The sequence below is a fragment of the Microbacterium sp. 2MCAF23 genome (genome assembly GCF_052115565.1).
Classification (GTDB): Bacteria; Actinomycetota; Actinomycetes; order Actinomycetales; family Microbacteriaceae; genus Microbacterium.
In genome coordinates, this window is the sequence record NZ_JBFRGY010000011.1 from 44715 (window position 1) to 57214 (window position 12500).

Here is a 12500-nt window from a genome sequence, read left to right on the forward strand (position 1 = left end):
CGCGCGGCCGCGCGGCGCTCAGGACGTGAGGTCTGCCGCCGACGGCATGCGACCGGCGATCTCCTCGATGACGTCGTCGCCGAGGCGCGCCTCCTCGAAGGGAGCATCGATCTCGGCACGGTTCAGCAGTTCAGTCATGCGGCGACCGCGCGGGCGGGTGATCAGGGTCACGACGCGTCCTGCGTTGCCGGCACGGCCGGTGCGGCCGGAGCGGTGCAGGTACGTCTTGTACTCGTCGGGCGCATCGGCCTGCACGACCAGGTCGATGTCGTCGACGTGGATGCCGCGCGCGGCGACGTCGGTCGCCACGAGCACGTTCACCCGGCCGGAGGTGAGCTTCTGCAGGTTGCGCGTGCGCTTGGCCTGGTTCAGGTCGCCGTGCAGCGAGACCGCGGGGATCCCGGCATCCTCGAACTGCTCGGCGAGCTGCTCGGCGAAGGCGCGAGTGCGAGAGAAGACGAGCGTGCGTCCGTCGCGGTCGACCAGCGAGGCGAGGATCTCCGCCTTGTCCCGGTGCTCGATCACGAGCACGCGGTGCTCGATCGTGCCGGAGTCCTGCGTCTCACCGGCCACCTCGAACACGGCCGGGTCCACGAGGAACTCGTCCACGAGCGCGGCGACCTCGCGGTCCAGCGTGGCCGAGAACAGCAGCTTCTGGCTGCCCTCCCCCGTCGCGCGGAGGATCCGCTGCACCGGCTCGACGAACCCGAGCTCGCACATGTGGTCGGCCTCGTCGAGCACGGCGATCCGCACGTCGGAGAGGTCGAGCTTGCCCTGGTTGATCAGGTCCTCGATGCGGCCGGGCGTGCCGATCACGATGTCGACGCCCTTCTTCAGCGCGCCGACCTGGCGCGCCTGGGGCACGCCGCCGTAGATCTGCGTGGTGAACAGGCCGACGCTGCGCGCGATCGGCTGCACGGTGCGGTCGATCTGCAGCGCGAGCTCACGCGTCGGAGCGAGGATGATCGCCTGCGGCGCACGACCGAACTCGCGCTTCTTGCCCTTCTGCGCCTTCAGGATGCTCTCCACGAGAGGAGCGCCGAATGCGATGGTCTTGCCGGATCCGGTGCGCCCGCGGGCGAGCACGTCGCGCCCCTCGAGCACGGCGGGAATGGAGGCCGCCTGGATCGGGAACGGCGTCGCCGCGCCCATGTTCGTCAGCACCTCGACGATGTTCGATCCGAGTCCGAGATCGCCGAAGGTCACGTCCGCGACTTCTTCGGCCTTCACGGTCTGCGCCTCGAGGCGCTCGTGCACCACATCCTCGACCTGCTCGTGCTTCGGACCGCGATCCGCGGTGCGGTTCCAGTCGCTGCGGCTCGGTCCGTCGGTACGGCGAGGGCGGTCGTCCCGACGCGGACGATCGTCGCGGCTCGGGCGCTCGGTGCGGTCGAAGCGCGGGCGCTCGGCCCGATCGTCCCGGCGGGCGCGGTCATCACGGTCGAACCGCGGGCGGTCGAACGACGGGCGACCCGCGCGGTCGTCGCGCTGCGGGCGGTCGCTGCGAGTGCGGTCGTCGCGGTCATAGCGTGGGCGGTCGTCCCGCTGCGGACGATCGCTCCGGTCGAAACGCGGACGGTCATCACGCTGCGGACGATCGCTCCGGTCAAACCGCGGACGGTCATCACGCTGCGGACGATCGCTCCGGTCAAACCGCGGACGGTCATCACGCTGCGGACGGTCGTTCCGGTCGAAACGCGGACGCTCGGTCCGCCCGGCACGGTCGTCGGACCGGGGACGGTCATTCCGGTCGAACCGCGGACGGTCATCAGGCTGCGGACGCTCGTCGCGGTCGAACCGCGGACGCTCGGTCCGGCCGGCGCGATCGTCGTACCGCGGGCGGTCGTCGCGACGGGAACGGTCGTCCCGGTCGAAGCGGGGGCGGTCATCCCGGCGGTGCGGTGCGTCGATGCGTCCCGATTCGGCGCGGTTGCGGATCGAGCGCGACTCGTCGCGGCCGGCGCGCTCCTGCGCAGACCAACGCTGCTTCGGCGCACGCTCGCCCGCCGCCGGCTCGGGGCGGTAGCCGCGGTGGCTCGGGGAGCGGCTGCCGGGACGCGAGTCCACGCGCCGGTCGTCGCGGGCCGGACGGGCATCGCGATCGAATCCGCCGCGGCCGGACTCGCCGTCGCGGGCGGGGCGCCCCTGGTTGTGGCGATCGTGGAAGGAGGTCTTCTTCGCGTAACGCGGCTCGAAGTTCGCCGAGGGGCGTCCACCCTTGGGCTTGTGGTTCTTGGGCACGGGTATGTCCTTTGTCTGGTTCTCGCACGAGAACAGCACCCCGCCGCCCTCGTAGGGCGCGGGGAAACCCGGGCAGTCGTCGGCCGGGGGCCATTCATGTGATGGATGAAGCGCTCGGCGATGTCCGCCGAACTCACCATCGGCCCCTGGGCTCACACGTTCGCACACATCCGCGCCCGACGGGGATCCCGTGGGGCTGCGGTTGCCCGAAGCCGACGCTTCCACTCTACCGGATTCACCTGGGAACCCGCCCGGCGCCCCTGCCGCTCTACGATGGCGGCATGACCACTCCGACCGGCGTCCAGGTCCACCTCGAGGCGGACGGCGTCCGCGCGCAGATCTCGCAGGTCGGCGCTTCCCTCCGGCACCTCGTCGTCGGCGACACCACGGTCGTCCCGCCCTACCCCGATGACCGTCCGGCTCCCTCCTGCTCCGGTGTCGTTCTCGTCCCGTGGCCCAACCGGATCCGCGACGGCATCTGGGTCGACGGCGACGAGACCCGCGCGCTCGCGATCACCGAGCCGAAGCTGAACAACGCGATCCACGGACTGCTGCGCTACACGGCCTACGAGATCGCCGAGCAGAGCGACGCGAGCGTGCTGCTGCGCGCGAACGTGGTGCCGCAGATCGGCTATCCCTACCTGCTGGAGACGAGTGTGCGCTACACACTCGGCCCCGACGGCGTCACCGCCGAGCACACGATCGTGAACCGCTCCGAGGCTCCGGCCCCGGTCGCACTGGGAACGCACCCCTTTCTCACCGTCTCGGGAGCGGATCCCAAACAGCTCCTCCTGCGCATCCCCGCCGAGACGTTCTTCGAGACCGACGACCGGCTGCTGCCGATCGGCGAATCTCCCGTGTCCGACGGCACCGACCTGCGCGCGCCCCGGCGCCTCGCCGACGTGCAGCTCGACACCGGCTTCGCCACGCTCCATCGTGAAGAGGATGGGCGCGTGCGCAGCACGTTGACCGCCCCCGACGGTCGCGTGGTCACGCTCTGGCAGGGCCCGGGGCTGGACTACCTGCAGGCGTACACGAGCACGAGCTATCCGGGACAAGAGCTCGTGGTCGCCCTCGAGCCGATGTCCGCCCCCGCCGAGGCGTTCAACTCGGGCCGCGGTCTGCGCCGTCTCGCGCCCGGTGAGACCTGGAGGGTGCAGTGGGGTGTGACCCTCACCGCCTGAGCGCATCGCGTGGGATACTCTGCTCGGGAATCATCTTTCCGGCATGCGGATAATCGCGCCCGGATCTCGAAGGAGAGGATCCGCATGGCCGCTGAGAGTTCCACCGGCGTCAAGTCGGTCTCGCGCGTCTTCGATCTGCTCGAGCTCATCGCCGATGCCGGTGGCGATGCCACGATCAGCCAGCTGTCGACCGCCGCCGAGTTGCCGCTGCCCACGATCCACCGCCTCCTGCGCACCCTGGTCGCGGAGGGCTACGCGCGCCAGCTCGCCAACCGCCGCTACGCCCTGGGACCCAAGCTCGTGCGCCTGGGCGAGGTCGCGAACCGCCAGTTCGGCCTGATGGCTATGCCGCAGCTCAAGTCGCTCGTCGCGCGCCTCGGCGAGACCGCGAACCTGGCCACGATCGACGGCGACAGTGTTGTCTACGTCTCGCAGGCTCCGTCCCCGCATGCGATGCGCATGTTCACCGAGGTGGGCGGCCGTGCGCCGCTGCACTCCACGAGCGTCGGCAAGGCGATCCTCGCGCAGCTCGACGACGACCAGGTGCGCGAGATCATCGCCCGCGCGGGCATGCCGCATTCCACTCCGCGCTCGCTCGAGACGATCGACGCACTACTCGCGGACCTCGCGCTGAGCCGCGAGCGCGGCTACGCGGTCGATGATGGCGAGCACGAGGTCGGCGTGCGCTGCTTCGCGATGGCGGTGCCGAACATGCCGGTGCTCACCGCGGTCTCGATCTCTGGTCCGATGTCGCGCGTCGGCGAGGACTTCGCCGAGCAGGCGATCCCGGTGCTGCGCGAGGTCGTGGCCGACATCTCGGCCGTGACGAACGCGATCTGAGCGCCAACGGGTCGTCGCGCTTCGGCGCGCCGCGCCTTGACGGATGCCGATCCGTCGTCTTAGGCTGTCGATGTTTTCGGAACACGGTTTCCGTATATCGGAAACAGCGCGAATCTACTGGCGGTAAGGCCAAGGCGACGACGCCTGACCACACAGCGTTGCGCTCCTGAACAGGAGAATGCCCCCACAGGGCAGTCTCCAGGCCTAGGCTCCGTCTCACAGAGAGTCGGCACGGCCTGAGCCGCATCGCACACTGTCGCCGGATTCGAGGAGATTCGCATGACCGATATCGCCGTCACCGTCAACGGCAAGCAGCGTCCGCTCGCCGGAACGCCCGCGCACGCCACCGCTCTGGACTGGCTGCGCGACAACGGTCTCTCCGGCAGCAAGGAGGGCTGTGCGGAGGGCGAGTGCGGCGCCTGCGCGATGCTGCTGGCCACCCCCACCGTCGACGGCGGCACCGCCTGGACTCCGGTCAACGCCTGCCTGGTGCCCGTCTATGCGCTCGACGGCCAGGAGTTCATCACGGCCGAAGGCCTCGGATCGGTCGACGACCTGCATCCCGTGCAGGCGAAGCTGGCCGAGGCCGGCGGATCCCAGTGCGGCTACTGCACCCCGGGCTTCGCCTGCAGCATGGCGGGCGAGTACTACCGCGCCGATCGCACCCCCGCGGACGACGCTTCGACCGGCTCAACGACCGGCGCCGACGATGAAGCCTGCCCGGTCCACGATCCCGAGCACGGTCCGAACGGCTTCGACCTGCACGCGCTCAGCGGCAACCTGTGCCGCTGCACCGGCTACCGCCCGATCCGCGACGCCGCCTACACGCTCGGCTCGCCGGAGGCCGACGACCCGCTGCAGCAGCGGCTCGCGCAGCCCGCCCCGGAGCCGGTCGCGACCGACACCGAGGTCGAAGGTGCGCGCTTCGTGCGCCCCGCGACGCTCCCCGAGGCTCTGCGGATCCTGCACGACGAAAAGGACGCGCTGCTCGTCGCCGGATCCACCGACTACGGCGTCGAGGTCAACATCCGCGGCCGCCGCGCCCCGCTCGTCGTCGCGATCGAGCAGCTGCCGGAGCTGCGCACCCTGACCATCGCCGAGGAGGTCGCCACCGGCGCCGAAGGCTACGTCGAGATCGGCGCAGCCCTTCCGCTCTCCGAGGTGGAGAAGCGCCTCGACGGTCGGATCCCGCTGCTCGCACAACTGTTCCCGCAGTTCGCCTCGCGCCTCATCCGCAACCGCGGAACCATCGGCGGCAATCTCGGCACCGGATCCCCCATCGGCGATACCCCGCCGGCCCTGCTCGCCCTGCGCGCGAGCGTCGTGCTGGCGTCGGTCGACGGAGAGCGCGAGGTCGACCTGGCCGACTACTTCACCGGCTATCGGCAGACCGTCAAGCGCCCCGATGAGCTCATCAAGGCCGTCCGGATCCCGCTACCGCTCGCCACGACGACCGCCTTCCACAAGATCGCCAAGCGACGCTTCGACGACATCTCCAGCGTCGCCATCGCGTTCGCGCTCGACATCTCCGGCGGGATCGTGACCGGCGCGACCATCGGCCTGGGCGGCGTCGCCGCCACCCCGCTGCGTGCCCGCGCCACGGAGGACGCGCTGATCGGCAAGCCCTGGAACATCGCCACGGTGAAGGCGGCAGCCGAGATCCTCCGCGGCGAGGGCACCCCGATGTCCGACCACCGCGCGAGCGCGGAGTACCGCTCGCTCATGCTCAACACCGCGCTGCTCAAGCTCTACAGCGCGACCGTCATCGAGTCGAAGGAGGTGTCGGCATGAGCACTCTCGCCGACCGCCCGGAGAACCCCGTCGTCGGCCTGCGGGCCGCGCACGAGAGCGCCGCCCTGCACGTCACGGGCGCGGCGATGTACACCGACGACATCGCGGAGCAGACGCACGGCGTGCTGACGGCCTGGCCGGTGCAGTCCACGAACGCGCACGCCAAGGTCACGATCGACGTGTCCGGCGCGTACGACGTGCCCGGCGTGGTGCGGGTGCTCACCGCCGACGACGTGCCGGGCCTCAACGACGCCGGCATCCGCAACGACGAGCCGCTGTTCCCGAGCGAGGCCATGTTCTACGGCCACGCCCTGGTGTGGGTGCTCGGCGAGACGCAGGAGGCCGCGCGCCTCGGCGCCGAACGGGTGACCGTGGAGTACGAGCCGCTGCCGTCCCTCATCACGGTCCAGGACGCGCTCGAGGCGCAGTCGTTCCAGGGCACCCCGCGCACGGTGCAGCGCGGCGACGCCGCCGCGGGCCTCGCCGCATCCGCCCACGTCTTCGAGGGCGTCACGGAGTTCGGCGGCCAGGAGCACTTCTACCTCGAGACGCACGCGTCGTTCGCGATCCGCGACTCCGAGGGGCAGTACTTCATCCAGTGCTCCACCCAGCACCCCACGGAGACCCAGGACCTGGTCTCGCACGTGCTCGGGATCCCCGCGAACGAGATCACGGTGCAGTGCCTGCGCATGGGCGGCGGGTTCGGCGGCAAGGAGATGCAGCCGCACGGATTCGCGGCGATCGCGGCCCTCGGCGCCAAGCTCACCGGCCGCCCGGTGCGACTGCGCCTGAACCGCACGCAGGACATCACCATGACCGGCAAGCGGCACCCGTTCCACATCGCGTGGAAGGTGGGCTTCGACGAGAACGGCCTGCTGCAGGCGCTCGACACGACCCTCACCTGCGACGGCGGCTGGTCGATCGACCTGTCCGAGCCCGTGCTCGGCCGAGCCCTCTGCCACCTGGACAACTCGTACTGGATCCCCAACGTGCACGCCTACGGGCAGATCGTGAAGACCAACAAGACCTCGAACACCGCATACCGCGGGTTCGGCGGCCCCCAGGGCGTCTTCCTCATCGAGGACATCCTGGGAAGGGTCGCCCCGGTCCTCGGCATCGATCCCCTCGAGCTGCGCCGCAAGAACTTCTACAAGCCCGGGCAGACCACGCCCTACGGCCAGCTCGTGAAGGACGCGGACCGCCTCGAGACGATCTGGGGCCAGCTCTCGGACGAGGCGGACGTGACCGCCCGCCGCGAGCAGATCGCTCGGTTCAACGAGACCAGCCCGCACGTCAAGCGCGCCCTGTCGATCACGCCGATCAAGTTCGGCATCTCGTTCAACTTCGCGGCGTTCAACCAGGCCGGCGCCCTCGTGCACATCTACAAGGACGGCTCGGTCCTGATCAACCACGGCGGCACCGAGATGGGCCAGGGCCTGCACACGAAGATGCTGCAGGTCGCCGCGACCGCGCTCGGCGTCGATCTGAAGCAGGTGCGTCTTGCCCCGACCCGCACCGACAAGGTGCCGAACACGTCGGCCACCGCCGCGTCCTCGGGCGCCGACCTGAACGGCGGCGCGGTGAAGAACGCGTGCGAGCAGATCCGCGACCGGCTCGCGAAGGTCGCCGGACGCATGCTCGGCGTCGACGAGCGCGACGTGCGCTTCGGCGGCGGCTTCGTGACCGCGCTCGGCGCGCCGGTGAATCGCGTGTCCTGGGGCGAGGTCGTCAAGGCGGCGTACTTCCAGCGCGTGCAGCTCTTCGCGGCCGGTTACTACCGCACCGAGGGCCTGCACTGGAATCCGGAGATCATGCAGGGGTCCCCGTTCAAGTACTTCGCGTACGGTGCGGCGGCGACCGAGGTCGAGGTGGACGCCTTCACCGGCGCCTACCGGGTGCGCCGCGTCGACATCGTGCACGACGTGGGCGACTCGCTCTCGCCGATGCTCGACATCGGCCAGATCGAGGGCGCCTACGTGCAGGGCGTGGGCTGGCTGACGCTCGAGGAGCTGCGCTGGGATGAGAGCGACGGCCCGCACCGCGGCCGGCTGCAGACCCAGTCGGCGTCGACGTACAAGCTGCCGAGCTTCTCCGAGATGCCGGAGGAGTTCCACGTGCGGCTGTTCGAGAACGCGCGAGAGGAGGGCGCCGTCTACGGGTCCAAGGCCGTGGGCGAGCCCCCGTTCATGCTCGCTTTCAGCGCGCGCGAGGCGATCCGCGACGCCGTGGCGGCCTTCGGTCCGGCCGGGCACTCGGTCGACCTGGGCTCCCCCGCGACGCCGGAGGCCGTGTTCTGGGCCGTCCGCGCCGCACAGGAGGCGGCGTCCGCCGAGGCTGGCGCCGCGCCCGCCCCCACGCCCGCTGCGGAGCGCCCCCTGGTCGCCGCCGCCGGCGACTGACCCCCACTTCCGAGTCGTCCCCCTGAGAACGACTCATGGCTCGTGCTCAGGGGGACGACTCGAAGAGAAGGAACACCATGGACTGGCTGGACGCGCTCCAGGATCTGCGGTCGCGGCGGATCCCCGCCGTGATCGTGACCTTGGCGACCGTCCGCGGCCACGCCCCGCGCAACGGCGGCGCGAAGATGGTGGTCTCCCCCGATGCCGTGCACGGCACGGTCGGGGGCGGCAACCTCGAGCAGACCGCGATCGACCAGGCGCGACGCATGCTCGCCGACGGATCCGCGGAGCCCGAGCTGCTCGCGCTCACGCTGAGCGACAAGGCCGTGACGGAGTACGGGGTGCAATGCTGCGGAGGAGAGGTCACCATGCTGCTGGAGCCGATCCGGGTCACCCCGACCGTCGCCGTGTTCGGCCTCGGCCACGTCGGCCTCGAGCTCGCACGCATCCTCGCCCGGCACGAGCTGGAGCTCATGCTCGTCGACTCGCGCGCCGAGATGCTGGCCGAGGAGCGGATCGGGATCCCCGGAGAGCGGGGTCCGCTGGGCGACGCCGTGGCGCGGGTGCGCGTCGTGCACGCCCCCGTCCCTGAGGCCGCACTGGCGGACCTCACGCCCGGCGCGCACGTCCTGGTCATGACGCACGACCATGTCGAGGACCTGGCGATCGTCGATCAGGCGCTGCGCACCCCGGGCCTCGGGTCCGTCGGCCTCATCGGATCCGCCTCGAAGTGGGCGCGGTTCAGGAAGAAGCTGCACGAGCTGGGCCAGACCGATGAGGATGTCGCGCGGGTGACCACCCCGATCGGGATCCCCGAGGTCGCCGGCAAGCAGCCCGCGGTGATCGCGGTGAGCGTCGCGGCCCGGATCCTGCAGCTCATCGACGCGGCGGCCGCGACGGACTGAGAGCGCGCGGCCCAGCACCGCGGTCGACGAGGTCAGTCGTCGAGCGACGCGAGGTAGCCCGCGTTGCCGCGGAGCGCCGCCTCGTAGCGCTGCACCTCCGCGGTCGGGAAACGGTCGGCGACCACGGTGAGCACGGCGCCGAGTGCGGCACTGGGCCGGCCCATCGCGTGCAGGGTGAGTGCGCGGAAGATGCCGAGCGACTCCGATTCGGGGAAAAGCGCGATGCCCTCGTCGAACGCCGCCAGGCTCTCATCGAGGCGGCCGAGATTGCGCAGCGTGCTGCCGTATTGCAGATAGCACTGCCGCAGCCAGCGTCCCTCCAGACCAGCCCCCATCGCCCGGCGGTAGTAGCCGAGCGCAACCTCCTCCTGGCCGTCGGTGTCATAGGCGCCGCCGACCTCGTAGAGCACGGCAGGGTCATCGGGATGTTCCTCGAGGATCTCGAGGAACGCCGCGATGGTCGGCTCCATGTGGCCGCGATCCCGGGCGGCGAAGATCTCGTCGAGTCGGGTTCGCAGAACGGTGTCGGTGATCATGGGTCCTCCTCCGTCCACGCTAGCCGTCTCGGATGCCTTCCCCTCGGTCTCCCCGCCGGCACGTGCGCCACCGGATCCGACCGGCAGATCATCGACAGGCGCCCTTCCTTTCGTCACGGGTGCGACGAGCACACGCAGAGACCGACATCCTCGGCGGTGAGCTGTATGCCGCCCGATGAGTTCGCGGAGTTCGCCAGCTGCGCGAGATAGTCCCGGCTCAGCTCGGGTGCTTCGGGCTCCTCGAAGACGAACCTCAGCTCGACAGCCGGGTTCAACCAGATCGTGCTGCGCCCCGGTGGCTGATCCTCCGAGTGCGGCCAGGACACGGTGAAGCTCTCGCCCCGGCGCAGCTTGGTCGCGATCACGATCTTGAGATGCGCAAGGGCGCGGTCCTCGATGTGGATCGGGGATGCCGACCCGCCGTAGTAGATGGTTCCCACGTGGCGCCTATCCCGAGCGCCGCGCAGGGTGCATCCCGACCGGCGCGAAATGAGGGATCGGGATCGGCTTCGCGCTGCGCGTGACCGCACGGCGAAGGTCTTCGACGACGTTCGCCGGGCAGACGTACCTGGTGGGCAGCGCGACGTCGACCAGCCAGGTGACCTCGCACTCGCCGTCGGCCGCCCGCAGGATGCTCGCGACCGTCGCCCGCGGGTCATCAGCCGGGTAGCGGCGGTCGAGGATGACCCACTCCGTCCCGGTGATCTGGTGCAGCTCGAGCAGCTCGGCCGTCATCATGCGACGCTCCCGTCGTCTTCGGCACCGTCGTCCGATGACGGGACCTCCGGGTGGCGGACTCGCATCCGGTCGGGCCGGAAGCCGTGCTCCACACCCCAGAGGACCGCTTCCGTGCGGGACGTCGCACCGATACGCCGATACGCGGATCGGATGTATGTCTTGACCGAGTTGATCGACAGGTGGGTGCGGTCGGCGATCTTCGCGTTCGACAGGCCCTGGGTGATGAGCGCCAGGACTTCGGATTCCCGGGCGGTGAGCCCTTCCTCGCGGCCGGGCCAGTCGCCCACCGTGATCGCGGGCCTCCCCTGCGTGCCCACCCAGACCTGCGGGCCCCCGGCGCAGATCTGCTGCAGGGCGGTGACCAGCTGGCTCGCGGGGACGCCCTTGGACACGTAGCCGCCGGCACCGTTGGTGATCGCGGCATTGATCAACACGTCATCGAGGTTCCACGAGTACACCACGACTCGCCCGACTCGCGGATTCGCCGCGAGGTCGTGGACATCGGCGCGGTCACCCTGCGTCGACGCGAAGGTGTCGTACAGGGCGACGTCGACGACTTCCGCGACCGGTTTGTTCAGATCCAGCTCGACGACCTGGACGACGTCCTGATAGGCGTGCAGCATCGCGGCGAGTCCGCGGACGACGACTTCGTAGTCGTTCACCAGAGCGACCCGCAACGCCTTCGAATCTCCGACCGGGAGAGGATTCATCTCCACTCTCGCTTCCTCGTGAGGGATCGGTCAGACGATCCAGTCGCTGCCTTGAACGCTCTCAACGCTATTCATCGGTCGGGCGGCTGTCTTCACCCCTAGGGGTGTAATCGACCCTCGTCATTATTGAACATGTTCAGTTCCTGTTGTATCGTCAACCCATGACCGAGATCCTGGAGAGCACCACGAGCGCGACGACCAGCCCCGCGCCCGCCGATCCGCTCTTCGATCCCGAGGACGTGCGCCAGCTGTTCGACCGCATGGCCGCCTCCTACGACCGGATGAACATCGCCCTGTCCCTGGGATTCTCGACGCTGTGGCGACGACAGCTGCTCGGCCTGGTACACGCCAGCGGATCCCCCCGTCGCGTACTCGACCTGATGAGCGGACGGGGCGAGACCTGGGCCGAGATCGAGCGCCGGCTCCCGCAGGCGGAGATCACCGCGGTCGACTTCTCGGCGCAGATGATGGCGCAGGCGGAGGCGCGCAGTCGCGGCCGCTTCGGGGGGCGTGTGCGGCTGCGGCAGGAGGACGCCCTGGCGGGGTCGACGAAGGACGCCTCCGTCGATGTCGTGGTCAGCGCGTACGGTCTGAAGACGTTCGACGCCGCACAGCTGGAGCGCCTGGCGTCCGAGGTCGCGCGAGTGCTGCAGCCGGGCGGATCCTTCGCCTTCATCGATGTCACCGAGCCCGACTGCGGACCGCTGCGGATGCTCTACCGGACGTACCTGCGCTGCATCGTGCCGCTTGCAGGGATCCTGCTGCTCTCGAACCCGACGGAGTACCGGATGCTGCACCGCTATCTCGCCGGCTTCGGCGACGGTTCCCGTGCCGTCGAGGCGTTCCGTGCGGAGGCCGGCCTGCGCATCGAGGTGCGCCGGCACTTCTTCGGCTGCGCCATGAGCATCAGCGGTCGGCGGATCTGACCGCACCGCACCGCGGGCGCACAGTTCGCAGAGGTCGAGGTTCGACACCGCACCGTGCGAGCGGGCGGGCGCGCCGACCCCAGGCATCGCCGAAGTTCGTACAGCGGAAACTTGAATCCGCATTGCGGACTTTTGTCTTGCACGATGGGCCTCGGGGACGTAGAATCATCGCAGGCCTAGGCGGGTTACGACAGTGAACCATCTACCGGGCATCCCAGGCGGCGACGTCG

Annotated in this window: 11 protein-coding genes; 6 read left to right on the forward strand and 5 right to left on the reverse strand. The window is 69.9% G+C overall.

Translation table 11 applies throughout. The features are described from left to right. Nucleotides 1-18: 18 nt before the first annotated feature. On the reverse strand, nucleotides 19-2241 hold the full coding sequence (locus tag AB4078_RS12080) for a DEAD/DEAH box helicase (RefSeq protein ID WP_441977339.1): 2223 nt from the start codon (nucleotides 2239-2241) through the stop codon (nucleotides 19-21). Nucleotides 2242-2522: 281 nt separating this feature from the next. Between AB4078_RS12080 and AB4078_RS12085 the strand changes: the two genes are divergently transcribed. The 5 genes from AB4078_RS12085 to xdhC all read left to right on the forward strand — a co-directional run bounded on the left by AB4078_RS12085 (nucleotide 2523) and on the right by xdhC (nucleotide 9360). Then, nucleotides 2523-3425 carry an aldose 1-epimerase family protein gene (locus AB4078_RS12085; RefSeq protein ID WP_441977340.1) on the forward strand — a complete coding sequence of 301 codons (903 nt, stop codon included), beginning with the start codon at nucleotides 2523-2525 and terminating at the stop codon, nucleotides 3423-3425. An 84-nt stretch (nucleotides 3426-3509) separates the two neighbouring features. Next, nucleotides 3510-4265 carry an IclR family transcriptional regulator gene (locus tag AB4078_RS12090; protein WP_440733129.1) on the forward strand — a complete coding sequence of 252 codons (756 nt, stop codon included), beginning with the start codon at nucleotides 3510-3512 and terminating at the stop codon, nucleotides 4263-4265. Nucleotides 4266-4544: 279 nt separating this feature from the next. Continuing rightward, the gene (locus AB4078_RS12095; protein WP_441977341.1) at nucleotides 4545-6056 is read left to right on the forward strand and encodes a xanthine dehydrogenase small subunit; all 1512 of its coding nucleotides are present in this window, start codon (nucleotides 4545-4547) and stop codon (nucleotides 6054-6056) included. Next, a complete protein-coding gene (gene xdhB / locus AB4078_RS12100; protein WP_441977342.1) occupies nucleotides 6053-8455 on the forward strand; it encodes a xanthine dehydrogenase molybdopterin binding subunit in 2403 nt (800 codons plus the stop codon). The genes AB4078_RS12095 and xdhB overlap by 4 nt, the downstream gene beginning before the upstream one ends. A 77-nt stretch (nucleotides 8456-8532) precedes the next feature. Continuing rightward, nucleotides 8533-9360, forward strand: a complete 828-nt coding sequence (gene xdhC, locus AB4078_RS12105; RefSeq protein WP_441977343.1) for a xanthine dehydrogenase accessory protein XdhC — start codon at nucleotides 8533-8535, stop codon at nucleotides 9358-9360. 32 nt (nucleotides 9361-9392) lie between these two features. Here xdhC and AB4078_RS12110 read toward each other — a convergent pair whose 3' ends face one another. The 4 genes from AB4078_RS12110 to AB4078_RS12125 all read right to left on the reverse strand — a co-directional run bounded on the left by AB4078_RS12110 (nucleotide 9393) and on the right by AB4078_RS12125 (nucleotide 11344). Then, complete coding sequence (locus AB4078_RS12110) at nucleotides 9393-9896, reverse strand: tetratricopeptide repeat protein (protein ID WP_440733125.1); 504 nt, start codon at nucleotides 9894-9896, stop codon at nucleotides 9393-9395. A 113-nt stretch (nucleotides 9897-10009) separates the two neighbouring features. Beyond that, nucleotides 10010-10336, reverse strand: coding sequence for a DUF7882 family protein (locus AB4078_RS12115; RefSeq protein ID WP_440733124.1), 327 nt, complete (start codon nucleotides 10334-10336; stop codon nucleotides 10010-10012). Nucleotides 10337-10343: 7 nt separating this feature from the next. Beyond that, nucleotides 10344-10634, reverse strand: coding sequence for a hypothetical protein (locus AB4078_RS12120; protein ID WP_440733123.1), 291 nt, complete (start codon nucleotides 10632-10634; stop codon nucleotides 10344-10346). Continuing rightward, nucleotides 10631-11344 (reverse strand): response regulator transcription factor, encoded by a 714-nt coding sequence (locus AB4078_RS12125; protein ID WP_440733122.1) that lies wholly within the window; start codon nucleotides 11342-11344, stop codon nucleotides 10631-10633. The genes AB4078_RS12120 and AB4078_RS12125 overlap by 4 nt, the downstream gene beginning before the upstream one ends. Before the next feature lie 161 nt (nucleotides 11345-11505). Between AB4078_RS12125 and AB4078_RS12130 the strand changes: the two genes are divergently transcribed. After that, complete coding sequence (locus AB4078_RS12130; protein ID WP_441977344.1) at nucleotides 11506-12270, forward strand: class I SAM-dependent methyltransferase; 765 nt, start codon at nucleotides 11506-11508, stop codon at nucleotides 12268-12270. Nucleotides 12271-12500: the final 230 nt, after the last annotated feature.

Coding starts and splice junctions, on each gene's coding strand:
- AB4078_RS12120 (WP_440733123.1), bottom strand. CDS start 10,634: ATGATGACGGCCGAGCTGCTCGAGCTGCACCAGATCACCGGGACGGAG.
- AB4078_RS12130 (WP_441977344.1), top strand. CDS start 11,506: ATGACCGAGATCCTGGAGAGCACCACGAGCGCGACGACCAGCCCCGCG.
- AB4078_RS12095 (WP_441977341.1), top strand. CDS start 4,545: ATGACCGATATCGCCGTCACCGTCAACGGCAAGCAGCGTCCGCTCGCC.
- xdhB (WP_441977342.1), top strand. CDS start 6,053: ATGAGCACTCTCGCCGACCGCCCGGAGAACCCCGTCGTCGGCCTGCGG.
- AB4078_RS12085 (WP_441977340.1), top strand. CDS start 2,523: ATGACCACTCCGACCGGCGTCCAGGTCCACCTCGAGGCGGACGGCGTC.
- AB4078_RS12090 (WP_440733129.1), top strand. CDS start 3,510: ATGGCCGCTGAGAGTTCCACCGGCGTCAAGTCGGTCTCGCGCGTCTTC.
- xdhC (WP_441977343.1), top strand. CDS start 8,533: ATGGACTGGCTGGACGCGCTCCAGGATCTGCGGTCGCGGCGGATCCCC.
- AB4078_RS12125 (WP_440733122.1), bottom strand. CDS start 11,344: ATGAATCCTCTCCCGGTCGGAGATTCGAAGGCGTTGCGGGTCGCTCTG.
- AB4078_RS12110 (WP_440733125.1), bottom strand. CDS start 9,896: ATGATCACCGACACCGTTCTGCGAACCCGACTCGACGAGATCTTCGCC.